At 63.2% G+C, this 22,868-nt stretch carries 21 protein-coding genes; 9 read left to right on the top strand and 12 right to left on the bottom strand.

Annotation, left to right across the window (positions count from 1 at the left end; all coding sequences use genetic code 11):
- Positions 1-32: 32 nt before the first annotated feature.
- The 5 genes from EO99_RS0106145 to EO99_RS0106125 are packed head-to-tail and all read right to left on the bottom strand — an operon-like array spanning position 33 to position 5,570.
- The gene (locus EO99_RS0106145; protein WP_051679720.1) at positions 33-1,595 is read right to left on the bottom strand and encodes a hypothetical protein; all 1,563 of its coding nucleotides are present in this window, start codon (positions 1,593-1,595) and stop codon (positions 33-35) included.
- A gap of 2 nt (positions 1,596-1,597) precedes the next feature.
- Complete coding sequence (locus EO99_RS0106140) at positions 1,598-2,347, bottom strand: SDR family oxidoreductase (protein WP_029617762.1); 750 nt, start codon at positions 2,345-2,347, stop codon at positions 1,598-1,600.
- Positions 2,344-3,669, bottom strand: coding sequence for an FAD-binding oxidoreductase (locus EO99_RS0106135; protein WP_029617761.1), 1,326 nt, complete (start codon positions 3,667-3,669; stop codon positions 2,344-2,346). Before EO99_RS0106135 ends, EO99_RS0106140 begins: the two co-directional genes overlap by 4 nt.
- A gap of 7 nt (positions 3,670-3,676) precedes the next feature.
- Positions 3,677-4,075 carry a GtrA family protein gene (locus EO99_RS0106130; protein ID WP_029617760.1) on the bottom strand — a complete coding sequence of 133 codons (399 nt, stop codon included), beginning with the start codon at positions 4,073-4,075 and terminating at the stop codon, positions 3,677-3,679.
- A 52-nt stretch (positions 4,076-4,127) separates the two neighbouring features.
- Positions 4,128-5,570, bottom strand: a complete 1,443-nt coding sequence (locus EO99_RS0106125; protein ID WP_029617759.1) for a UbiA family prenyltransferase — start codon at positions 5,568-5,570, stop codon at positions 4,128-4,130.
- A gap of 406 nt (positions 5,571-5,976) precedes the next feature.
- On the opposite strand from EO99_RS0106125, the gene EO99_RS0106120 reads away from it, so the two are divergent.
- A complete protein-coding gene (locus tag EO99_RS0106120) occupies positions 5,977-6,297 on the top strand; it encodes a hypothetical protein (RefSeq protein ID WP_162179297.1) in 321 nt (106 codons plus the stop codon).
- A gap of 72 nt (positions 6,298-6,369) precedes the next feature.
- Here the strand turns inward: EO99_RS0106120 and EO99_RS0106115 are convergent, their stop codons facing one another.
- Both EO99_RS0106115 and EO99_RS27330 read right to left on the bottom strand, forming a co-directional pair.
- Positions 6,370-7,821 carry an aldehyde dehydrogenase gene (locus tag EO99_RS0106115; RefSeq protein WP_029617757.1) on the bottom strand — a complete coding sequence of 484 codons (1,452 nt, stop codon included), beginning with the start codon at positions 7,819-7,821 and terminating at the stop codon, positions 6,370-6,372.
- Between the two features lie 149 nt (positions 7,822-7,970).
- Positions 7,971-8,123: a hypothetical protein gene (locus tag EO99_RS27330; RefSeq protein ID WP_156034655.1), complete on the bottom strand. Its 153-nt coding sequence runs from the start codon at positions 8,121-8,123 to the stop codon at positions 7,971-7,973.
- 216 nt (positions 8,124-8,339) lie between these two features.
- Between EO99_RS27330 and EO99_RS0106105 the strand changes: the two genes are divergently transcribed.
- The gene (locus EO99_RS0106105; RefSeq protein WP_029617756.1) at positions 8,340-9,176 is read left to right on the top strand and encodes a helix-turn-helix domain-containing protein; all 837 of its coding nucleotides are present in this window, start codon (positions 8,340-8,342) and stop codon (positions 9,174-9,176) included.
- 13 nt (positions 9,177-9,189) lie between these two features.
- Here EO99_RS0106105 and EO99_RS0106100 read toward each other — a convergent pair whose 3' ends face one another.
- From EO99_RS0106100 to EO99_RS0106080, 5 genes are all read right to left on the bottom strand, one after another.
- Positions 9,190-10,116 carry a 2-hydroxyacid dehydrogenase gene (locus EO99_RS0106100; protein ID WP_029617755.1) on the bottom strand — a complete coding sequence of 309 codons (927 nt, stop codon included), beginning with the start codon at positions 10,114-10,116 and terminating at the stop codon, positions 9,190-9,192.
- A gap of 7 nt (positions 10,117-10,123) precedes the next feature.
- Positions 10,124-10,999, bottom strand: coding sequence for an ABC transporter permease (locus EO99_RS0106095; RefSeq protein ID WP_029617754.1), 876 nt, complete (start codon positions 10,997-10,999; stop codon positions 10,124-10,126).
- A 35-nt stretch (positions 11,000-11,034) separates the two neighbouring features.
- On the bottom strand, positions 11,035-11,985 hold the full coding sequence (locus tag EO99_RS0106090; protein WP_029617753.1) for an ABC transporter permease: 951 nt from the start codon (positions 11,983-11,985) through the stop codon (positions 11,035-11,037).
- Positions 11,986-12,060: 75 nt separating this feature from the next.
- Positions 12,061-13,728: a peptide ABC transporter substrate-binding protein gene (locus tag EO99_RS0106085; protein WP_029617752.1), complete on the bottom strand. Its 1,668-nt coding sequence runs from the start codon at positions 13,726-13,728 to the stop codon at positions 12,061-12,063.
- A gap of 53 nt (positions 13,729-13,781) precedes the next feature.
- Entirely contained in the window at positions 13,782-15,419 is a 1,638-nt protein-coding gene (locus EO99_RS0106080) for an ABC transporter ATP-binding protein (protein ID WP_029617751.1), read from the bottom strand.
- A 261-nt stretch (positions 15,420-15,680) separates the two neighbouring features.
- Between EO99_RS0106080 and EO99_RS0106075 the strand changes: the two genes are divergently transcribed.
- The 7 genes from EO99_RS0106075 to EO99_RS0106045 all read left to right on the top strand — a co-directional run bounded on the left by EO99_RS0106075 (position 15,681) and on the right by EO99_RS0106045 (position 22,865).
- Positions 15,681-16,265, top strand: coding sequence for a helix-turn-helix domain-containing protein (locus tag EO99_RS0106075; protein ID WP_029617750.1), 585 nt, complete (start codon positions 15,681-15,683; stop codon positions 16,263-16,265).
- 36 nt (positions 16,266-16,301) lie between these two features.
- Entirely contained in the window at positions 16,302-17,618 is a 1,317-nt protein-coding gene (locus EO99_RS0106070; protein WP_029617749.1) for an NAD(P)/FAD-dependent oxidoreductase, read from the top strand.
- A gap of 68 nt (positions 17,619-17,686) precedes the next feature.
- Positions 17,687-18,820, top strand: coding sequence for a DSD1 family PLP-dependent enzyme (locus EO99_RS0106065; protein WP_029617748.1), 1,134 nt, complete (start codon positions 17,687-17,689; stop codon positions 18,818-18,820).
- A gap of 252 nt (positions 18,821-19,072) precedes the next feature.
- Positions 19,073-19,873, top strand: coding sequence for a putative hydro-lyase (locus EO99_RS0106060; RefSeq protein WP_235776771.1), 801 nt, complete (start codon positions 19,073-19,075; stop codon positions 19,871-19,873).
- A gap of 61 nt (positions 19,874-19,934) precedes the next feature.
- Positions 19,935-20,990 carry a TRAP transporter substrate-binding protein gene (locus tag EO99_RS0106055; RefSeq protein WP_029617746.1) on the top strand — a complete coding sequence of 352 codons (1,056 nt, stop codon included), beginning with the start codon at positions 19,935-19,937 and terminating at the stop codon, positions 20,988-20,990.
- A gap of 22 nt (positions 20,991-21,012) precedes the next feature.
- The gene (locus EO99_RS0106050) at positions 21,013-21,591 is read left to right on the top strand and encodes a TRAP transporter small permease subunit (RefSeq protein ID WP_081851991.1); all 579 of its coding nucleotides are present in this window, start codon (positions 21,013-21,015) and stop codon (positions 21,589-21,591) included.
- Positions 21,588-22,865: a TRAP transporter large permease gene (locus EO99_RS0106045; protein ID WP_029617744.1), complete on the top strand. Its 1,278-nt coding sequence runs from the start codon at positions 21,588-21,590 to the stop codon at positions 22,863-22,865. The genes EO99_RS0106050 and EO99_RS0106045 overlap by 4 nt, the downstream gene beginning before the upstream one ends.
- The last annotated feature ends 3 nt before the right edge of the window (positions 22,866-22,868 follow it).

Genomic DNA, 22,868 nt, shown 5'->3' with positions numbered 1-22,868 from the left:
ATGGCGTCGGGCCCAACTGGGAGCGGCCGCGCTCATTGCAGAACGGCGGTCGGCTGGTTTCGCCGGAACAGGATCCAGTGTTGGCTCTCGCCGACCCTGGAAAAATTCCGGCCCGCGAAATCGAGGTATTGGGCAGCGGCACCGACGGGCGTGTCTCCGGGATTTCGGAACAGGATGGTATCGGCCCCGGCCAAGGCCCGCTGCGGAGAACCGGCCTCCATGCCGCTCCAGCGCAAGTCCACGACACCGCCATCACCAGGAGGCAGGTCCAGCACGGGGCTGAAGGCATCAACGGCTCCCACCACCGCCAGGCGCCCGATCGGCATGTCCTGCCGGGCAAGAAGGGACAGCCCGTCGTCCACGGTCGAAAGATACCACCGGCCGCCGCCGAAGTCGCCGCCCGTCCAGAGATCGGCGAGACGGATACCGGACAGACGGGGAAGCTCCAGTGCCTGCCCCGCCCGAACCGTCGCGGCGCCGGCATGCAGGGCAAGCGCCATTGCGCAATGAAGCGCCGTCGGCAGCACGAAGGCAAGGAAGAAGAGCTTGACGCCACTCCGGTTGACGAAGGCCCCTTCGTAGGCTTCGGACCCTTCGTCCATCTGCTGCAAGAGCCGCTGGGCGGCCACGGCAGCGGCGGCGTGAATGGAGATGATCCCCCAACCCTGGACGTTCTGGCTCAGGAGCCAGAGCCCGGCGGCACCGCAGAAGATGAAGAAGACGAAATCCCTGACGCTCCAGCGACGCCACAAGCCCAAGCCGGCGAGAAGCGAAAGCAGCAGGAAATCGGCCAGATGGGCGACACCCAGCTGCAGATAGTCCGCGTTCGTCTCACGCATCGCCTGCCACGAATCCCGCAGATAGGTCGAGGTGCCCCCCCAAAGGAGTTCGACGAACAGCAGCACCAGCGCGGTCAGAACAATGGCGAGAGCGGCCCAGCGCCGCTGCCCGCGGTCGGTTGTCATGAACAGGAGAAAACCCAGCGCGACGAGCCCGTAGGAGACGCGCAGATAGACCATGAGGAGGGTGAGTGCCGCGGCGGCGACCGCATCCTTCAGGGTGGAGCCATGAGCGATGCGATGGGGAGAAAGATAGAGAACGAGCAGGAGGGCAAGTGCCACCCAGCCGATCCTGTTGTAGAACATGGCAAACGACAGGGTGGTGACGGCGTCGCCGAGGTTCATCGGCGCGGCGAGAATGAGCAGCAGAAACGCCGCGAAGGCGATCGCCAGAAACGGGTGCAGGCGCGAGACCAACACATGGCTGGCGATCAGCGCCAGGATCGCCGTGAAAAGGGCCATCGCAACGGGCATGGCGGCGCCCAGGCTGCCGGTCAGACCGAAACCGGCAGCGGGACCGTAAAAGGCAAGAGGACCGAGCGCCGTGCTGAAGTCGCGGCTGGGGACCTGTCCCGTCACAATGCGATGGATACCGTCGAGGAGCAGAAACAGTTCGTCGAGGGATTTGGTCGTGACGGTCACGCCCGGCAGAGCCAGAACCAGAGCACAGATGACACCGATCAGCAGGACGACCGCCGCCGGAGACAGCGAAAGGCGCCTGCGTCCCTCCGTCGCCATGCTTTGGGCGGACCCCATCATTACAGCCGCAACTTCTTGAACAGCGGTTCCGGGATGGACCGGATAACCGTCATCAGCGGCCACCAGATGCCGCGCACATAGATCACGTCGCGCCTCGTCTTCGCTTCGGCTGCGGCGAAGATCGCGGCAGAGACTTCCTTCGGCTCCGCCGTCAGTGGTCCGGGAAGCTTCATTCCGGCTGTCATGCGGGTGCGGACAAAGCCGGGCTTGATCGTGACGACCCGCACGCCTGCGCTGGCAAGCCTGTTCCTCAGACCGGAGAGGAAGGCGGTGAAGCCGGCCTTTGCCGCGCCATAGACGTAGTTCGAGGCCCTGCCACGATCTCCCGCCACCGAGCTGATGCCGACGATGGCCCCCGATCCGCGCGCAGCGAAACGTTCGGCGAGCAGGCCGAGAAGCAAGGCGGGACCTTCGAAGTTGGTTCGCATCACGATCCTGGCGTGCTCGACGTCCTTCTCCGCGCGCGGCTGCTCGCCAAGTTCGCCGACTGCGCAGACCACCGTGTCAGGCAGGGCCGGCAATCCTGCAAGAAATCCCTCGAACTGCTCGCTGTCGAGGATGTCGAGACGATGGACGCTGACGGTCGCGCCACTCTGCGTGCCGATGTCGTCGGCCTCCCGCTGCACAGCTTCCAGGTTGCGCCCGGCGAGCTGCACGTCCCAGCCTGCCTGCGCATAGGTGAGAGCGGTGGCCCGACCGATGTCGGAGGTCGCACCCAACAATAGAACGCTCTTGCCAGTTCTGGTCATATGCCAAGCCTTGTTGCGAGACGGGATCCGAAGCGGTGGTCTGCACCGATCGCACGCCGAAGGTCTCTGAATTCGGGTAATTGCGGGTAGCCGGCCTCGAATGTCTGGCGCGACTGTCGCGCATCCTTAGCCAGATAGAGCCGTCCCCCCGCGTCGACAACGGTCCGGTCGATTTCTTCCAGCAGAGGAAACACACCGTCGGTGACCGGAAGATCGAGCGCAAGCGTGTAGCCGGGGGTGGGAAAGGAGAGGAGACCGGTCCCGGAGCCCAGCTTTTTCAACACCGCAAGAAACGATCCCTTGCCGGAGGCGGCAAACCGCTGAAGGATTTCTCCGAGCACCGACAGCGCGTTGTTGTCGGGCACCACGCACTGGTGCTGAAGGAAACCGCTCTTGCCGTAGAGGCGGTTCCATTGCCCGATGCCATCCAGCGGGAAGAAGTAGGGGTTCCAGTGCACCAGCGACGGTGCCGCCGACTTGCGCGCTCCGGCCCGGAAATAGGCTTCGTTGAAGAGAGAAACGCTGGCGCGGTTGAGCGCCCAGGCGGGGAAGTCGAGCGGAAGCGCGAGCTTCGCCTTTTTCTGCGGCGGGAAGGCATCTGCAGCTGGCAGGCGTGCAGTCAGCTGCTCGCGGGTCGCATGTTCGCCGGCAAAGATCAGCGAGCGTCCGAGGGACGCGCCACGGGAGAGGCAGTCGATCCAGGCGACGGAATAGGAGGTGTCGTTCATGGCCTGCAATGCGAGCAGCGCTTCGCCGAGATCGCGCGCCACGACCGTTTCCTGGCTGATCCAACCCGTCTCAATCCGGTTCAGGTGAAAGGACGCCTCGATGATGACACCGGTCAGGCCCATCCCGCCGATCGTGGCGAAGAAAAGCTCGGAGTTTTCGTCGCGGCTGCAGGTGAGCACGCCCCCATCCGGCAGGACAAGCTTGAAATTGGCGACATGCGCGCCGAACCCGCCGTCCCGATGATGGTTCTTGCCATGCACGTCGGACGCGATCATCCCGCCGACCGTGACAAACTTGGTGCCCGGCACCACCGGCGGGAAATAGCCGCGGGGAACGAAGGCATCGAGGATGTCGGAGAGCATCGCGCCGCCCTCGACCGTCAGCAGCCGCGTCTCGGGATCGAAGCTCTTCATCCGGCCCAGCCCGCGGCACATGAGGGTCGCAGCATCACCCAGGGCGGCGTCGCCGTAGGACCGACCGTTTCCGCGTGCGATCACACCGGACAGGTGGCGCGTCGCCTCGGTCACCGCCGCAGGCGTTGCGCAGTCATGCACCTCGCTCACAAGCCGGGGATATCGGCCCCAACCTTCCAATATCATTTCATGCCCTTTCCGAGCGGAACACGAACCTGCGGTCGAGGGCGTATTTGGACACATATCCAATGGCTAAGCCAAGTGCACCGCCGGCGTATTTTGCGAAAGTCGTGCCCCAGAGGGTCCAGAAGGCCACCTCGAAGCTCCAGAAGATCACCGTCGTCAGCACGCTGAACAGGCCGTAGAGCGACACCTTTCTCGCCTCGCTCCGGTGCGAGGTGTAGTCGTCGAAGAAAATCCACTTCTTGTCGAGCACGTATTTGACGACGAAGCCGGCGATGGTGCCGACGAAGATCGACAGCATCAACGGGTGACCCGGCAGGATCTGCACCGTGGCTTCCTGGGCGGAAAAGTTGATCAGGGTCGAAATGACGGCAAAGGCAGCGTAGCGAACGACAAGGTTCATCCGGTGCCGCCTCGATGGTGAAGTCGCATGGGTGGATCTCGTCATCGGTGCCTCACAGGGCGCCGATGACGAAGAGACCGACTGCGCCGAGGGTCGCCAGGCTGACCCTGTCTTTCAGCGCAAAGACGACCGGGTCGTCGTGGACCTGTCCCCGGTGCGCCAGCATCAGCACTCTCGCGATCCAGTAGGTCAGGATCGGGGCGACCAGCCAGAGGATTTCCGGCCGCGTGTAGAGGGACTGAACGTCGGCATCGGCGATGTAGAGAGAGAACAAGGTCAGTGCATTGACGCCTGCGGCCGCGGCCAAGGCGCCGACCATGCCGACATCCGTGTTGCGATAGCCCCGGCTCCTGGAATCCGGGAGGTTCGCCTCGCGTCGTGCCAGCAGTTCCACATATCGTTTCACAAGCGCCAGAGACAGGAACCAGCTCATCATGAAGGCAAGCAGCCAAGGCGACACGGCCACCGACAGTGCGACGGCGCCGCCGATCACGCGGGTGGTATAGAGACCGGCCAGTGCCACCACATCCAGGATCATCTTGCGCTTCAGCAGGAAGGAATAGGCGGTGGTCAGGGCGAAATATCCGGCCAGAACTCCCAGGAATGGCCACGATATCTGGGTTGCCACCGCAAACGAAAGAAGCAGCAGGACCGGGATCGCCAGCAGCGCGTGAGACAGAGGGATATCGCCACAGGCCAGCGGTCGGCGGCATTTCGTGCGATGGGTGCGGTCGTCCTGAAGGTCGACAAGGTCGTTCAACAGATAGACGCTCGACGCGCAGAGGGAGAAGGCGACGACCGCCAGCAGCGCCAGGACCACACTCGTCCAGTCGAACAGGTGGTTGGCCAGCAGGGGCACGAAGACAAGCCCGTTCTTGGCGTACTGGTGGACGCGCAGGAGCCGCGCCCAGGTGCGCCAGGTCGGTCCTTCATGCGAAAGATGTTCGACGTCGTCGCACTGGGCTGACAGCTGCCGCGCCACCTTGGCGGGCGTTCGAATGGCGTAAGCCTTTGCAGCGTGACGCCATACAGGCAGATCGGCCGCATCATTGCCGATGTAGTCGAACTCGCCTTCGCCGAAGGCGGCCACCAGGAGACCAGCCTTGATCTCGCCTGCACAATTTCTGCTCGCATCTGTCGCAAACCAGCCCGAGAACAGGCCAAGATGGTCTGCGACGGCCGAAACCAGCCGCTCGTGGCTCGCCGAGGCCAGATAGACAGGACGGCCCTGCTCACGCGCCTGATGAATGATCTTCAGCACCTCCGCATCATAGGGGAGCACCGCGGGATCGAAATCTTCAGGCTCCGAGAGCCGGTGCTTGAGGCTTGCCTTGCCCTGCCCCAGCGCAGAGAACATGTCCACGATCGAATGCGGGCGTCGGCTCAGCTCGGAAAACGCGCATTCTATCAGGAGGTCGGACCGGATGAGTGTCCCGTCAAGGTCGACAACCAGCGGTCGTTGCTCCCGGTCTCTGACTGCACGTCTGGATGACATCTGCACGGACGCTGCTTGAGGCTCTTTCCAGCCCTTCCAACGCTCCCGTGTCCAAAGTTGACCCCGTGCATTGGGTGGGAGAAGCTCATTTTGAAGTTCGCTCACGTGAGGCCTTTCCTGGGAGCCGGAAGATAGCGGTGCGGCAGAAGAACCTCAGGTGCCGGGAATAGTTCCCGCGCTCTCGGTTCTATTGCAGTCCCGCTGCGCGCGGCGCGAGCCACATCAGCACCATCATCCGGCTGAGCACCTACCGAAGACAGGTCGGAACCGGAGGAACTTTTCGTCGAAACAGGGGTTCAAAAGCACCCGAAGCGCAGCGTTGAAGCCCAATGCAGCGGCAGCGACGAACTAAGGCGACACAACGACGTTGGAGCCCGCCGCCAGGCAGACGGAAATCCCGATCTTGATGGCAGAGACTGAAAGTGGAGGAACAATGGAGACCGAGACAATCGAGCGATATCAGATGCGACAGGAAGAAGACGGGACCTGGACCGTCTTCGACACCACGATGCTGGCCAATCGGGAAAACCGCGTGATCGCAGGTGTTTCAGAAAACCGAGCTCGACAATACGGAACGCGGCTGAACAAGCTGCTTCCACCGGTACTCTCGCACCCGTCCGAGCAGGCAGACGCGCATGAGAAGCGGCTCGAACGAGCTGACGGAGAGGATGGAGTCGGGCGGGATCGACAGGGAGGCGGCGATCTGAGCTCCTACGCATCGGACTGATGCATAGGAGCCGAGACAGCGTTGTGGCATGCAGGCCGCTCCTCGAGAGAAGGAGAAGAAGCCGCGAGGGTTTTAGATCGGGTAGTGGATATGCCCGTCCTGGACTGTGATCCAACGCAGTTCCGTGAATTCGGCAATAGCGGCCTTGCCACCAAAGCGGCCGTATCCGGAGTCTTTGACCCCTCCGAACGGCATCTGCGCCTCATCGTGCACTGTTGGCCCGTTGACATGGCAGATACCGGATTCGATTCTGCGCGCGACGCTCATCGCGCGGTTGACGTCGCGGCCGAAGACGGCAGCCGACAAGCCGTATTCCGTGTCGTTGGCGACGCGCACCGCCTCGTCGATCGAACCCACGCGCACGATGGAAGCGACCGGGCCGAAGCTTTCTTCACCGTAGATGCGCATGGCGGGCGTGACCTTGTCCAGAAGTGTCGCATCCATCAGCGTACCCTCGACGCCGCCGCCGGCTGCCAGCACGGCTCCCTTGGAGACTGCGTCCTTGATCAGGCCCTCCACCCGCTGGGCCGCCTTCAGATCCACGAGGGAACCGAGCGGCGAGTCGCTGCGGCGAGGATCGCCCGCCTTCAGCGTCCGCACCTTGGCACTCATGGCGTCGACGAAATCGTCCGCGATGCGCTCGTCCACCACCAGGCGTTCTGTGGACATGCAGATCTGCCCCTGGTTCATGTAGGCGCCGAACGCGGCGGCTGCGACGGCCTCGTCGATGTCTGCGTCATCGAGCACGATCAGGGGCGCCTTGCCGCCGAGCTCAAGCAGAACCGGCTTCAGATGGCGAGCGGCCGTTTCCGCGATCACGCGCCCGACGCGCGTCGATCCGGTGAAGTTGATGCGACGCACGGCCGGATGGGCGATCAGTTCTGCCACAATTACCCCGGCATCGTCCGGAGCATTCGAGATGGCGTTGAGGACCCCTTCCGGCAGGCCTGCCTCATGCAGGGCGTCCACGATCAGCCGGTGGGTGCGCGGGCAGATTTCGGACGTCTTCATGACCACGGTATTGCCGCAGGCAAGCGGCATGGCGATCGATCGGACACCGAGGATGACCGGTGCATTCCAAGGGGCGATGGAAAGAACGACGCCCGCTGGCTGGCGCACCGCCATGGCAAGACTCCCGGGACGGTTGGAGGGGATCACCTCGCCGGCGATCTGCGTCGTCATCGCCGCCGCCTCGCGCAGCATGTCGGCAGCCAGGCCGACGTTGAACATGGCCCAGCCTGCCGTCGCGCCGGTTTCCTCCGCCATGGCGGCGACGAAATCCTGTGCCTTCTCCTGCAGGCGATCGGCAGCCGCCATCAGCAGTTTGCGGCGTTGCCCCGGCCCCATGGCAGCCCAGGCCGGAAATGCCTTGGCCGCCGCATTGGCTGCCTGGCGCGCTTCCTCCACCGAGGCGGCGGCAACCTTCGACGCCACTTCCCCGGTAATGGGGTTCATGCGTTCGAACGTCCGTCCGTCGGCGGCTTCCATTTCGACGTTGTTGATCTTCAGGCCCAGGATTTTCATGCGGTTCTCCATTGTCATTGGTTTGAGGGAATCGTCATGCTGCACCGCCCGGAAAGGCACGCTGCACAGCGTTGTCGTTCATGAGATCGGGTTCGACATCAGCGCACGGTCAACTGCCGCCATCTGCTATTCGCCACCCGACATGGTGTTCAGCTGTTGCCGGCGGCGCCCTGCAGGCTTGCACCGATTCTGCCGAGGAGGAACGTGTCCTGCGCAGCTGCGTGTCCGACGCAACCAACGGCAAGCGTCGACGCCGCAAACGCCATCGTTCGCAGGACACGCCTGCGTGACATCATGTTCATGGATGATCCTCCCTTTGGGCCTGCTCCCACAGGCCGTTCTGATCGTCACCGAAACACGCTCCCATCGCTTTCTTCGGATCCGAGGAGATTACATTAGCAGCCCCCCCATCGAACAAAATAGACTTTCCGAGGAGAAGCTTGTACTTTTCACGGGTATCGCAGGCAGCGATGCAGGAGGCCGCTGCTGCCTCGTTATGCCGATGGCCGGGGACAACGATGGAAGCCCGTATCTTGCAGGGCGGCCTGCAGCGGGTCGAGTGGACCTTTAGCGGCCGCCGCAACCGCATCTTTCTGCTCGGCTCGGGCAGCGGCCTTCTCCGCCTCCGGGATCGGGAGGCACCGCTTCTGGGGCCGCTGCTGGTATGGGTCCCGGCCGGAGAAGCCGGTTCGATCGGATTCGACGCCGGGAGCGAGGGTGGATGGCTGGCCATACCGGACGTTTTTCTCGGTTCGGCCATGCCCTCTGGAGCCGTCTTTTCTCAGGTGCGCGAGGCCGTCACGAGACCGATCGTCGGCGCACGCCTTCCACTTGGCGATGCAAAGCGCCATCTGGCGACTGTCGCCACCATCGAACAGGAACTCCGGGCGGATCTCCCAGGGGCCGAAGAGGCGGTTCGTCATCACCTGGCACTTCTGCTGCTGGCGATCTGGCGGCTTTCCGAGCCGGCGGCACGACACGTCCAGCCTTCACCGCGGGTGATCGTCCGCAGCTTCGTTCATCTTGTTGAACTGCATGCCACGGAGCACTGGACGATCCCTCGATACGCTGCCGCACTTGGCATCACGCCCGACCGTCTCAACACGGCTGTCCGGCGCGCAACGGGGCAGACGCCGACCGAACTCATCCACGCCCGCATCCTTTCGCAGGCGGCAATGCTGCTGGGAGGCACGACGATGCAGATCGGAGAGATCGCCGAAGCGCTCGGCTTCAAGGATGCCGCCTACTTCAGCCGCTTCTTCAAACGGCAGGCCGGGGTTTCTCCCAAGTCTCACCGCGAGGATGCAGCCATCGCGCGGATACCCGGCGAGACCAGCTATGCGGCCTGGCCGTAGCGGCAGAGTGCCGTCAGTAGCCGCGCTCCACGGCCACGACGCCTGCCATCGGTTTTCCCGCCCGGTGACGGACCAGATTGCCGGCGATCGCCGTTGCTAGCATCTCGACGCGCGTCATGCAGGCAACGTGCGGGGTGAGGATGATCTGGGGATGCCGCCAGAAGGGATGCATATCGGGCAGAGGTTCCGGATCGACAACATCGAGGAAAGCAGAGCGGAGCTGCCCGGTCTCGAGGGCCGACAGGAGATCATCGTGCTGCAGATGCTGGCCGCGCCCGGTGTGGACCAGCGACGCTCCGGTGGGCAGGCGGTCGAACAGGTCCTTGTTCAGAATGCCGCGGGTCTCGTTGGTGAGCGGCAGGAGGCAGACCAGGATATCCACCGACGGCAGGAAGCGCTGCAACCCGTCCTCGCCGTGGAAGCAGTCGACGCCTGAGATCTGGTGTGGACTGCGGGCCCAACCGGAAAGCTGGAAACCGAAGTTTCCGAGGGCAGCGAGCGCTCCCTTGCCGAGTTCGCCCAGTCCCATCACGCCGACCCGGCGCTCGGCTGCCGGCGGCGGAAGGGAGACCTGCTTCCAGACGGCCTGTTCCTGCTGGGTAACATAGGCCGGCAGATCGCGATGAAGGCTCAAGACCGCCATGGCCACATATTCCTGCATCATCGCCGTGAGGCCCGGATCGATCAGCCGCACCAGCGTCACGCCCTGCGGAACGCCGGTGGCCACGAACTGATCGACGCCCGCACCCACCGAGAAGATGATCTCGAGGTTGACAAACTCGGCCAGGTTTTCGGGGATCTTCCAGGTGAGGAGATGGCGGACATCCTGCTTCTCGAAACTGTCGTCCGGCAGGACGAGGACCTGGTCCGGAGCCACCTCGCGGAAGCGCTGCTTCAGTCTCTGACCGCGTTCGGCGTCGATATTGGCAAGGAGAACCATGGCCGTCTCACATGTGATCGCTGCGGACATCGAGCGCATCGCGCAGGCCGTCGCCGATGAAGTTGAAACTCGTCACGGCGATGGTGATCGTGATGCCGGGGATGATCGCGAGCCACGGCGCGGTCGATAGATATTGCTGCGCGCCGTTCAGCATGTTGCCCCAGCTCGGCAGCGGCGGCTGGATGCCGTAGCCGAGGAAGCTGACGTAGGCCTCCAGCAGGATCGCACGCGCCACCGTCAAGGTTGCGGCCACGATGATCGGCCCGATGGCATTGGGCAGGATTTCCCGGAACATGATGTGCGCGCTGCTCAGGCCCATCATCCGGCTTGCCTGCACGAAATCGCGCTCGCGCAACGAGCGCACTTCCGCCTCGACGATACGCGCAACCTCCATCCAGCTCGTGAGCGCGATGATGATGGTGATCATGATCGGGGTGGGCTGCAAGAGGGCGGCCAGCGCCAACAGCAGGAAGATCGACGGGAAGGACAGGAAGGCGTCGACGACGCGCATGAGGCCTGCGCCGACTGCGCCGCGATAGTACCCCGCGACGACGCCGATGAGCGTCCCGATCATCGTCGACAGCAGCATAGCGAAAAAGCCGACGAGCAGCGATATCCGCCCCGCTTCCAGGAGACGCGCGGCAACGTCACGCCCCAGCGGATCGGTCCCGAGAAAATGGTACCCGGTCAGCGGCGGCGCAAAGCGAGCCCGCAGATCGATGTAGAGCGAGTCGTACGGCAGAAGATACGGCCCCACGATGCAGGCAAAGGTCAGCAAGGTGATCATCACCAGGCCGATGATAGCCAGGCGATGGCGTGCAAATCGACGGACGCCACGGCTGCGCCACCAGGGCGTATGGACGGGGATAGCGAGAGCGCTCATGGGTATTGTTCCTGCTTCGGGCAAATCGATCGACATCAGCCGACCCGGATGCGCGGATCGACGATGGCCACCAGAAGATCGGCAATGAGGCTGCCGAGCAGCACGAGAATGGCCGAGACCATGAGCAGTCCCATCACCACCGGATAGTCGCTGTACCCGAGACTGTCGAGGAAGAGGCGGCCCATTCCCGGCCAGGTGAAGACGGTTTCGGTGACGAGCGCTCCGCCCAGAATGCTTGGCAACTGCATGCCGGCGAGCGTGATCATCGGCACCATGGCGTTGCCGACAACATGCTTCATCAGCACACGCCGTTCCGTCAGCCCCTTGGCGCGTGCCGTCTTGACGAATTCCTGGTTGATCACGTCGAGCGTGGCCGTGCGCATGTAGCGGCTCCAGACGGCGACGTTGACCAGAGACAGCACCAGGCTCGGCATGATGAGGTGGTGCAGGTAGTTCAGGAACGACCCGTCGCCGATGGTGTACATATTGCCCGCCGGCAGCCATCCGAGCTCCAGGGTGAAGATGTAGATGCCGACGAGTCCGAACCAGAAGGTCGGGATCGAAAGCGCCACCATGGCGCCGATCGTTACCGAATAGTCGAAGATCGAATAGGGCCGCGTCGCGCCGTGGATGCCGATCCAGGTTCCGATCGCGATGGAAAAGGCCGTCGATGTGCCCATCAGCAGAAGCGTCGCGGTGATGTGACGGCCGATGACGTCCAGCACCGGCTGACCGTCCCGGTAAGACGTCCCCCAATCACCCTGCAGGAGGCGCCAGCCCCAGTCGAGATACTGCACCGGCAGGGGCCGGTTCAGGCCCATCTGCTCGGCGATGCGGTCCATTGCTTCCTGCGTCATGCCGGGCGTCAGGGCGAACTGGGACAATGGGCCACCCGGGGTGAGGTTGAGCACGGCAAAACCGATGATCGAGACGATCACCAGAAGGACGACGCTCTGCCACAGGCGATTGAGAAGATATCCCGCCATGGTCTGCTTCCTGCTTGTGTTGAGACATTCCAGGTGGCGGCAGTGTTTTGCACCCGCCGCCACCGATCGCCGGGTTTAGCTCGCCCAGTAGTAGGAGCCGGCATTCCAGGTATCGATGCGCGTGTTGATGTTGGGTTGCACGCCTTCGATACCTTCATCACGCCCGCGCACCGTCATGTTCTGGAACAGCGGCAGGAACGGAAGGTCGGCACGGATCTTCTCCTGCACCTCGCGGTAGATCGCCTTGCGTTTCTCCTGGTCGAAGGTTTTTCCGCCTTCTTCCAGAAGCGCATCCACCTCCGGATTCTTGTACTGCCCGGTGTTGGCACCGCGTCCGCCCTGCGCCGGGATGGCCTGGGAGTAGAAGCGATAGGTGACGTCCGGATCCGCGCCGATCATGAAGATCACGCCAACCATGGCGGTGTCGAACTGCGACTGCGTCCAGAACTCGCCCCACATGACGGCGGGTGGCAGGTTCGAGATCTTCATCTCGATCCCGACCTCGGCAAGCGACTGCTGAATGAACTGCTGGGCCTGCTCACGAAGATGGTTGCCTGAGGTCGTGGAGTTGGTGAAGGACAGCCGCACACCATCCTTTTCGCGAATGCCGCCGGCGCCAGCAACCCAGCCGGCCTCGTCCAGCAGCTGGTTGGCCTTCTCGACATCGTAGCTCTGCTTCGGCAGGTCCGGATTGAAGTAGGCGGACTCCTGCGGCATGTAGGTCTCGGTCGGCGTCGGCAGGCCGTAGTAGAGCGCGTCGATGATGGTCTGCTTGTCGATCGCGGCATAGATCGCCTGACGAACCGCGAGGTCCTTGAACTGCGGGCGCTCCATGTTGAGGTAGATGGATTCGACGGTCGCAGTGGACACGGTGGTAACCACCTTGCCGGGAAGCGTCTTGGCCTCTTCGTAGTTGTCCGGCGTGATGTACTGCGAGCCGATGATGTCGATGTCGCCGCTCTTGAACTGCGTGTAGAGCACGGTGAGATCGGGAATATACTTGTAGATCAGGCGCTCGATATAGGGGCCTTCACCGAAATAGTCCGGATTGGCGACGAGCTCCAGATGGTCCCCCGCGGTGCGGCTGCCCCACTTGAACGGACCGGTGCCGATCGGCGCGTTGTTGAACGGTGCGGTATTGGGATCCTCGGCGGCCCCCAGGATATGCTCCGGCACGATGAAGGTGTCGGCCAGGAACGAGAGGTAGGGTGCAAACGCGCTCTCCATTTTCCAGGTGATCTCCGTGGGAGAGACAACCGTGATGTCGCGAACGAGCGTGTGACCCGTGGTCCGCCAGCTGCGGAAATTGGGATTGACGATAAGCTCCAGCGTGTACTTCACGTCCTCGGCCGTGAAGGCTTCGCCGTCATGCCACTTCACGTCGTCGCGCAGCTTGACGCGCCATTCGAGGCCATCCTCGGAAATCCCGCCATTCTCGATGGAGGGAACTTCCGTTGCGAGACCGGGCGTGAACGAGCCGTCCGGAGCAATGCGGAACAGCGTGTCGAAGAGCGAGAAGTGGACGCCGTCGTCTACCTCGATGCGCGGCATCAGCGGGTTGAAGACCGTCGGCTCCTGCGAGAAGCCGACCACGATGCGGCCGGTCGGCGTTTCGGGAGGCGTTGCGCCGAAGGCCGGCCTGCCGAGAAGGTTCGGCAGGAACACGCCTGCGGCGGTGGTGATGCCCAGCATCTTTAGGGCTTGGCGACGTGTCGCGGCGAATTTCTGTTTCTGATCGGTCATGCGCATGTTCCCCTGCTTGTTGAAGTTATGAACCGTCGATTGTCGAGGTGGTGCTAGGCCGCGATTCTCTCTCCCGGAATCGCGGCAACCAGCTCGCGTGTGTAGTCGGACTGCGGATTGCGGAAGATCTGCGATGGCGGGCCATGTTCCACGATCACCCCGCGCTGCATGACGAGGATCTCGTCGCAGATCTGGCTCGCGACCCGCAGGTCATGGGTGATGAAGATCATCGCCACGCCCGTCTCGCGCTGGATGTCGTTGAGCAGTTCCAGGATCTGCGCCTGGATCGAGACGTCGAGCGCAGAGACGGCCTCGTCGGCCACGAGAAGCTTCGGCTTGAACATCAGGGCGCGCGCAATGCCGATGCGCTGGCGCTGGCCGCCGGAGAACTCGTGCGGATACCGGTCGAAGGCACCGCCGTCGAGGCCGACATGCTCGAGCAGCGCCCTCGCCTGCTGGCTCGCCTTCGCCGGCGCCATGCCATGCGCGACCGGTCCGGCAGTCAGGATGCGGCCGATCGTCGACCTCGGATTGAGCGAGGCGAAAGGGTCCTGGAAGATCATCTGGATCTTCGGGCGGATCGAGCGGAACTGGGCTTCCTTCATCGGCGCAATATCCTGCCCGTCGAACAGGATCCGTCCGCCATCGCTGTCCATGAGCTTCACCAGAAGCCGTCCGAGGGAGGACTTGCCGGAGCCGCTTTCCCCGACGATCCCGAGAGTCCGCCCGGGCTGGAGCGCGAAGGAGGCTCCCTGCACGGCCTTCACCACCCGCTCCTTGCCGAAGAAGATGCTGCCGCTGCGGTATTCCTTGCGAAGATCGTCGACCTCGATGACCGGCGCGCTGCCAGCCACCTCTTCATGGGTGCGATCATTGTCGGAAAGATGCGGAACGGCAGCGATCAGGCGTTTCGTGTAGGGATGCTGGGCGTTGCGGAGCACCTGCTCGGCACTCCCCTGCTCCACGATGACCCCCTGCTCCATGACGATGACGCTGTCGGCAATCTCGGCCACGACGCCGAAGTCATGGGTGATGAACATCACGCTCATACCCTTGCGGCGCTGGATATCGCGGATGAGGTCGAGGATCTGCGCCTGGGTGGTGACGTCCAGAGCAGTCGTCGGTTCGTCGGCGATGAGAATGGCCGGCTCGAGGGCAAGCGCCATGGCGATCATCACCCGCTGACGCTGGCCGCCCGAGAGGCGGAAGGGATACTGGTGGTACATCAGTTCCGGATCCGGCAGGCCGACCTCCGTCAGCAGCGCGAGCGACCTTGCGCGCCGGTCTTCCCGCGTGCCCTCGCCATGCGCAAACATCACCTCGTCGATCTGGTCTCCGACCGTCATCAGCGGATTGAGCGCCGAGAGCGGATCCTGGAAGATCATCGAGACGACACGCCCGCGGAGATCGCGGAGCACCTCGGGTGATGCATCCGTGAGGTCGACGTCACCGCATCGGATGCTGCCGCCCGAAATGCTGATCGCGCTCGGAAGCAGGCCCATGACGGCATTGGCGGTGACCGATTTGCCGGAACCGGATTCACCGATGATGCAGAGGATTTGACCGGTCTTCAGATCAAAGGAAATGTCGCTGACCGCGTGCTTTCGCTCCATGCCCTTCGGCAAGTCGATCGTCAGATTGCGGACCGTGAGCGCGCTGACAGGCGCAGCTATAGGATCATGATTGGCCATGGCCGAACTCCAACCCCTCTTGTTCTCATTTTCATGGATGATAGGCTTATAATGAAAATTTTGACAAGGGCCGATCAAAGGGCAATTGCACCAGGAAATCGCCGCACGGGCGAAAGAGAAGATAAATATCTGATTTTAACAATGTAATTTCTGTTATTATTTTCTCGTCGCATTTTCATCGCATACTACTGAACAAACATATTGAAAATCCGCGCGAGATATTTCACTTTCTTGCAGGGTGGCCAGAGGGGTGAGTTAGGAATGTCCAAGGGAACGCAATCTTTGATCGGGGCTACCGTCAGGCAGTTGCGCAACGCCAAGGGCATGTCCCTTCAGCAGCTGGCGGACATCTCCGGCGTGTCGGTCGGCATGATCAGCCAGATCGAGCGGGATCTTGCCAATCCGTCGATGCGCGTGCTGACCGCGATCCGGCGGGCACTGAACGTGTCCATCCAGGAAATGTTCGGCGAGCAGCCGGACGAGGCGCCGGAACAGGGCGATCCGCCCTTCGTGCGCCGCCTGAAGGATCGGCCCCAGATCGATCTCGGCCTGCTCAAGAAGGAACTGTTGACCGCCAGCGGCCACCATCACCTGCAGATCATGATCTTGCGGGTCGAGCCCGGCGGCGTCTCCGGCAACACGGCCTTGAGCTATCCGGCGGAAAAGGGCGGCCTGGTTCTTTCCGGCGAGCTCACGCTGACGGTCGGCGAGCAGGCAAGCACTCTGCGCACTGGCGACAGTTTCGTCTTCGACAGCTCGCTGCCACACAGTTTCAAGAACGTTTCGCAATCCACTGCGGAGATCCTCTGGATCATCGGCGCGGTGCAGTTCGACCGTCATCTCTAACAAGCTCAACACAACAAGGGGAGCATCGAGACCGACATGCCCGAGACCAATCCAGCGCCGGCACACAAGACCACACCCTTCTGGTGGGAGGCAGCGCCCCTTCGGCCGCTGCCGGAAAAACCCCTTCCGGCCACCGTCGATGTCGCGATCATCGGCGCGGGCTACGCCGGCCTGAGCGCCGGATTGCACCTTGCGCGCGCGGGCCGCTCGGTCGTCTGCCTCGACAAGATGAACCCAGGAGAAGGCGCATCCTCGCGCAACGGCGGCATCACGAGCGGCAATATCCGTCTCGACCATGCAACGCTGGTTCGCCGCTTCGGAGAGCCCCGCACCATGGCGATCGAGGCGGAGGGCAAGAAGGCCCGAGAATTCCTCTACCACCTCCTGGCAACGGAAAACATCGCCTGCGACTTCAGCCTCTCCGGCCGGTTCAGCGGCGCACTTGGACCCGACGATTACGAGAGCCTCGCCCGCACGGCGGAAAAGCTCCAGAAGACGCTCGGCATCGAAGCCTATGCGGTGCCGCAGTCGGAGCAACGCAACTATCTCGGCACAGACTTCTATCGGGGCGGATCCGTGCGCATGGATATCGGCGGCCTGCAGCCTGCCAAATTCCATGCGGAACTGCTGCGTGTCGCGCTCGAAGCCGGCGTGGAGGTCCGTTCGGGCGCCGCCGTGACGGCGGTCGAGAACACTGGCAGCGGTTTCCAGGTCACCACCGAGGCCGGCCGGATCTCAGCGCGTCAGGTCCTCGCCTGCACCAATGGTTACACCGACAATTCCGACCGCTGGCTGCGCCGGCGCATGGTGCCGATCCGCAGCCGTATCATTGCAACGGAGGAACTGCCGGAAGGCCTGATGGCGACCTTGATGCCGAAGCTGATGATGTGCAGCGAGACCCGCAACCTCGGATTCTACTACCGTCCGTCACCGGACAACAAGCGCATCCTGTTCGGCGGTCGCGACGGCTCCACGTCCGGCGAGCCGATCGAGCCCACCTTGCATCTCAAGCGCAACCTGATCGAGATTTTTCCCGAGCTGAAGGACGTCACCCTTACCCACAGCTGGTTCGGACACGTGGCCATGCACCGCGACATGATCCCGCGCATCTTCGAACGGGACGGCGTCGTCTACGCAACGGGCTTCTGTGGCTCCGGCGTCGTCTGGGCCCCCTGGATCGGGACGCAGGCCGCAAGAAAGCTGATGGGCGACAAGGACGTGGAGCCGTCGGCCTTCGACTTCCGCCCACCCTCGGCCGTGCCCTTCTACACCGGCAAGCCCTGGTTCATGCCGGGCGTCATGGCATGGTACCGCCATCTGGACCGCAAGCTCATGCGACGCGCCGGTCGCTGAGGCCTGCTGCGGCATGCAGGGTGACCTGCGTGCCGCTCGTCTTCACCTGCTAAGGGAAACGCCGTGCCATGACTGTCCAATCCTTCGTGCAGTATGACCTGGATGCACCCGGCTCCCGGTATGCGCTGAACACGCCCGCACTTGTCCTCGACCTTGACGCCTTCGAGCGGAACGTCGCGAGGATGGCCGACATCATGCATGCCCACGGCAAGAACCTGCGGCCACATGCGAAGTCCCACAAGTCGCCGACGATCGCCAAGGCCCAGATCGCGGCCGGTGCGGTCGGCTGCTGCTGCGCGACGCTGGACGAAGCCGAGGTCATGGCGGCAGCCGGAATAGCGGGCATTCTCATCACCTCGCCGGTGACGACCGCTCTCAAGCTCGACCGCCTGATCGCGCTGGCCGGCAAAGCCCCAGACACGATGATCGTCGTGGACAATCCGGCCAATGCCGAGGCGCTTGCGGCAAGGGCCGCTGCCGCCGGCGTCAGGCTGAATGTGATCATCGATGTCGAGCTCGGCTTCGGACGGACGGGCGTAACCTCGCCGGAGGCCGCCGTCGCGCTGGGTCAAACCATCAAATCCCTGCCGTCCCTGGCCTATCGAGGCCTCCAGGCCTATGGCGGACACATCCAGCACACCATCGACCCGGACGAGCGCTTGGCGCTGTGCCGGCAGGCGCACCTCAAGATCGATGCGGTGATCCTGGCACTGTCGGCCATCGACATGAAGCCTGGCATCGTCACCGGCGGAGGTACCGGAAGTCACGCGATCGACGCAAGGGAAGGTCCCTTCACCGAGATCCAGGCCGGCTCGTATGCCTTCATGGATGCCGAATATGAGACGGTGATCTGTGAAAGAGGCAAGGCCTGGCCGTTCGAAAACGCGCTGTTCGTCCAGACGGCGGTGATCAGCACGAATGTCGCCGGCTTCGTGACCACCGATGCCGGGACAAAGGCCTTCGCGCTGAACGGCCCGCCACCGCGCGTGATCAGCGCCGGGTTGGAGACTGCCACCTACAGCTACGCCGGCGACGAACACGGGCGGCTGCACTTGAAGAATGATGCTGTTCGTCCGGTGATCGCCGACGTCATCGAATGCATCGTCTCCCACAACGATCCCACCGTCGCACTCTATGGTCACTATCACTGTGTCCGGGCTGACAGGCTCGTGGCGCTATGGGACGTCAGCGCGCGGCGATAGGCAACCGAGGCCGGCGACCCAAAGTCCGTGTTTTCCCCGCCTGCAAAGCGCATTTCCACCTCCATCCGCCAATCGACATGCACGGGCGTAAGCTCTGCGGGCGCAGAGAGGCTCGCGCTAAAGCCATGAATGAAATTGATCAGAGTCGATGAAAACTAAAAATTCGACTTATCTCCATTCTCTCGCCTTAATTGAGAAAGGGTAGCGGTCGCAGTGTTTCTTGCGGCACGGGCAGAGGAATGGTGAGGCCAGATGCGACATCCAGGCACGATGGACACCCTGCACTTCGAGACGGCCGAACAGCTGCGGCTCGCCTGCCGCCGGGGGCAGTTCAGCGCACCGACCAGCGGCCTTGCCGAAGGATACCAGCAGGGCAATATCGTCATTCTTCCGTCTGCCCTTGCCGACGACTTCCTGCGCTACTGCGTTCGCAATCCGAAGCCGGCGCCCATCCTGGGCATCTCGGAAGTCGGCGATCCGCGACTGCCGTCGCTGGGCGCCGACCTCGACATCCGCTTCGACGCGCCGCGTTACCGGGTCTTCCGAAACGGCGAAGCCGTCGACACCGTCACCGACATCGGTGAACTTTGGCGCGACGACTTCGTCACCTTCGTCCTCGGCTGCTCGTTCTCGTTCGAGACGGCATTGCTGCGCGCCGACATTCCGGTGCGCCACATCGAGGCCGGCCGCAATGTCGCGATGTACGAGACCAATATCCAGACGGCGCCATCGGGACCGTTTTCCGGTCCCATGGTCGTCTCGATGCGCTCCTTCACGCCGCAGGACGCGATCCGTGCTATCATCCTGTCGTCGCATCTGCCTCAGGCGCATGGTGCGCCGGTCCATATCGGCGATCCTTCGCAGATCGGCATTTCCGATCTGGCAAAGCCGGATTTCGGAGATGCGCCCGTCATTCACCCAGGCGATGTTACCGTCTTCTGGGCCTGCGGTGTCACACCGCAAACCGCCATCCGGCACGCCAGGCCGGAAATCGCGATCACGCATGCTCCAGGCCATATGCTGGTCACGGACCTCCGTACGGAAATTGCATGACCGCATGCCGGCGCAACGCGCCGGTCGATGATCACTATCAACAAGAACAAGGGGATCTAAAATGAAAACCATCCTACGCACACTTCTCGCAGGCGCCGCCATGGTTCCGCTCGCCTTTGCCGCCTCCGCTCAGGAACTGCCGGAGACAACCCTCAACGTGGTGGGCAGCTGGAGCAACCTGCCCCTCTACCAGAAGTTCGAGCGCAGCTTCTGGGAGGAGACGATTCCGGCCGCCTCCAACGGCAAGATCACCGTTAACATGACCACCTTCGACCAGATGGGCGTCACCGGCGGCGACGTCTTCCGGATGCTCGGTGACGGCGTGTTCGACATCGGCATGACCGTGGCCGATTACACCGTCGGCGATGCGCCGGAACTCGAAGGCCTCGACGTGCCGCTGATCGCCACCGACGCCGCATCTGCCCAGCGGATGACGGAAGCCGCCAAGCCGATGGTCCGCGACATCATGCGCGACCGCTTCAACGCCCATGCGCTCGCCATTGCCCCCTATCCGCCGCAGATCGTCTTCTGCAACGCCGAGGTCAGCAGCCTTGCCGATCTCGAGGGCAAGAAGATCCGTGGCTCGGGTCGCATGACATCTCTTTTTCTTGAAGCTCTCGGCGCCGAAGGCGTGACGATGGCGTTTTCCGAAGTGCCGGGCGCACTCGAGCGCGGCGTCATCGATTGCGCCGTCACGGGCGCCGGCTCGGGCTATGCCTCGGGCTGGTTTGAATCCTCGACGCATCTCGTGAACCTGCCGCTGGGCGGCTGGGATCCGGTCATCACCGCCGTCAACCTCGACGTCTGGGAAGGCCTCGACCCTGCCGTCCAGACCTTCCTCACGGAACAGGTGGCGACGGAGTTTGAAGCCAAGGCATGGGCGGATGCGGGCGGCGCGCTGGAACGTGACATTGCCTGCCTGACGGGCGGCGAATGCGCAGCCGGTGCGGCCGCATCCATGACCCTGGTCGAGCTGTCCGACGAGGACAAGGCGCGTGCCGTCACCGTTCTGGAAGAGACCATCCTTCCCGATTGGGCCAAGCGTGCCGGCGGCGACTGGGCCAAGCGCTGGAACGAGAGCATCGGCGCGGCTTTCGACGTCACCATCGCGCAGTAACCCGGAAATCGAGGGCGACGTGATGTCTGAACCAAGGTCACTGGCGGGGTCGGCGATGCAACTCGCCGCCCTCGTGAAAACACTCAACCGATGGGTCGCACTCATCTGCGGCGTGGTCCTGATGATCACCGTCGCCCTCATCCTCTCCGAAGTGCTCGGTCGCCGCATTTCCTTCTTCCGGATCGGCGGCGCCGACGAGATTGCCGGATACGTAATGGCCGGCATCGCCACCTGGGGTTTCTCCTATGCCCTGGTCGAACGCGCGCATGTGCGCATCGACCTCGTGCATGCCAAGCTGCCGGCACCGGGTCGCGCCCTGTTCGACGTGATCGCGCTGGCAAGCGTGCTCTGCGTCGCCCTGCTCGTCAGCTACTACGCCTACGACGTCCTGGCAAAGTCGGTTGCCCGCGGCTCTCGTTCGAACACACCGATGTCGATCCAGCTCTGGATCCCGCAGGTGATCTGGTTCGGCGGATGGGCGTGGATGGCGCTGACGTCAGCCGTCATGCTCGGTTGCTCGGTCACTCTGGCCCTGGCCCGGCAGTGGAACCTCGTCACCGACCTGACCGGCATTCCCTCCGAAACAGGAGAGACGGCATGATCACCTATGTCGCAATCGGCCTTGCCGTGCTCCTGGCGCTCTCCATTCCCGTCGGCGCCGCGCTCTTCATTCTCGGCTTTGGCCTCGACATATTCTTCTCGCCGCTGCCGCTGATGCGGGGCCTCGGCCAGATGGTCTATTCGTCCTCCGACAGCTTTCTGCTGATCGCCATTCCCCTCTTCGTTCTCCTGGGCGAGATCCTGGTGCGGGCCGGCATCGCCGAGCGGACCTACGCCACGCTCGACACCTGGTTCTCGTGGCTTCCGGGCGGGCTGGTCCACGCCAACATCGGCACGGCCACCATGTTTTCGGCCACCTCCGGCTCATCCGTCGCCACCGCAGCCACGGTGGCAACGGTCGCCATGCCGCAGGCCGAACGGCAGGGCTATGATCACAAGCTGTTTGCCGGCGCCATCGCCGCCGGTGGCACGCTCGGGATCATGCTGCCACCGTCGATCAATCTGATCGTCTACGGCTTCCTGACGCAAACGTCGGTGCCGCAGCTGTTCATGGCGGGCATCATCCCCGGCCTGATGATGGCCGTCGGGTTCATGCTGATCACCGCCATCATCTGCAAAATCAAGCCGAGCCTGGGGGGACCGAGCCGTTCCTTCACATGGCGTGAACGGCTCGCCGGCCTGCCGCATCTCCTGCCGGTCTTCCTCGTCTTTGCCGTGATCATCGGATCGATTTACCGCGGCTGGGCCACGCCGACCGAAGCGGCCGCTATCGGCGTTGCCATGGCCCTGGTGATTGCTGCCTTCCATGGTGCGGTCACCGTCGCCAACATGCGCGCGGCCCTGCTCGGCACCATCCGCACCACATCCATGGTGATGTTCGTTATCGTGGGGGCCTATTTCCTCAACTATGCGCTCGGCGCCACCGGTCTCGGACGCCAGCTGACGGCCTTCCTCAACGATCTCGGGCTCGGACCTTACGGAATGCTACTCGTGATCATTCTGATGTACATCGCCCTCGGCTTCTTCATCGAGACGCTGGCGCTGATGATCGCGACCATCCCCATCGTCGTTCCGATCATCACCGACCTCGGCTTCGACAAGGTCTGGTTCGGCATCCTGATGATCGTCCTGATCGAGATGGCGCTGATCACCCCGCCGGTCGGCCTGAACCTCTACGTCGTGCAGGGCGCGCGCAAGAACGGCAGGCTGAGCGAGGTGATGATCGGCGTCATCCCCTTCGTGTTCGTCATGCTGCTGATGGTGGCGCTGCTCGTCGCCTTCCCGCGCATCGCCCTGTTCTTTGCCCCGGCCTGACCG

Origin of the sequence: Pseudorhizobium marinum (assembly GCF_000705355.1) — a bacterium.
Lineage (GTDB): Bacteria > Pseudomonadota > Alphaproteobacteria > Rhizobiales > Rhizobiaceae > Neorhizobium > Neorhizobium pelagicum.
This window is presented reverse-complemented; position numbering and strand designations above follow the sequence as displayed.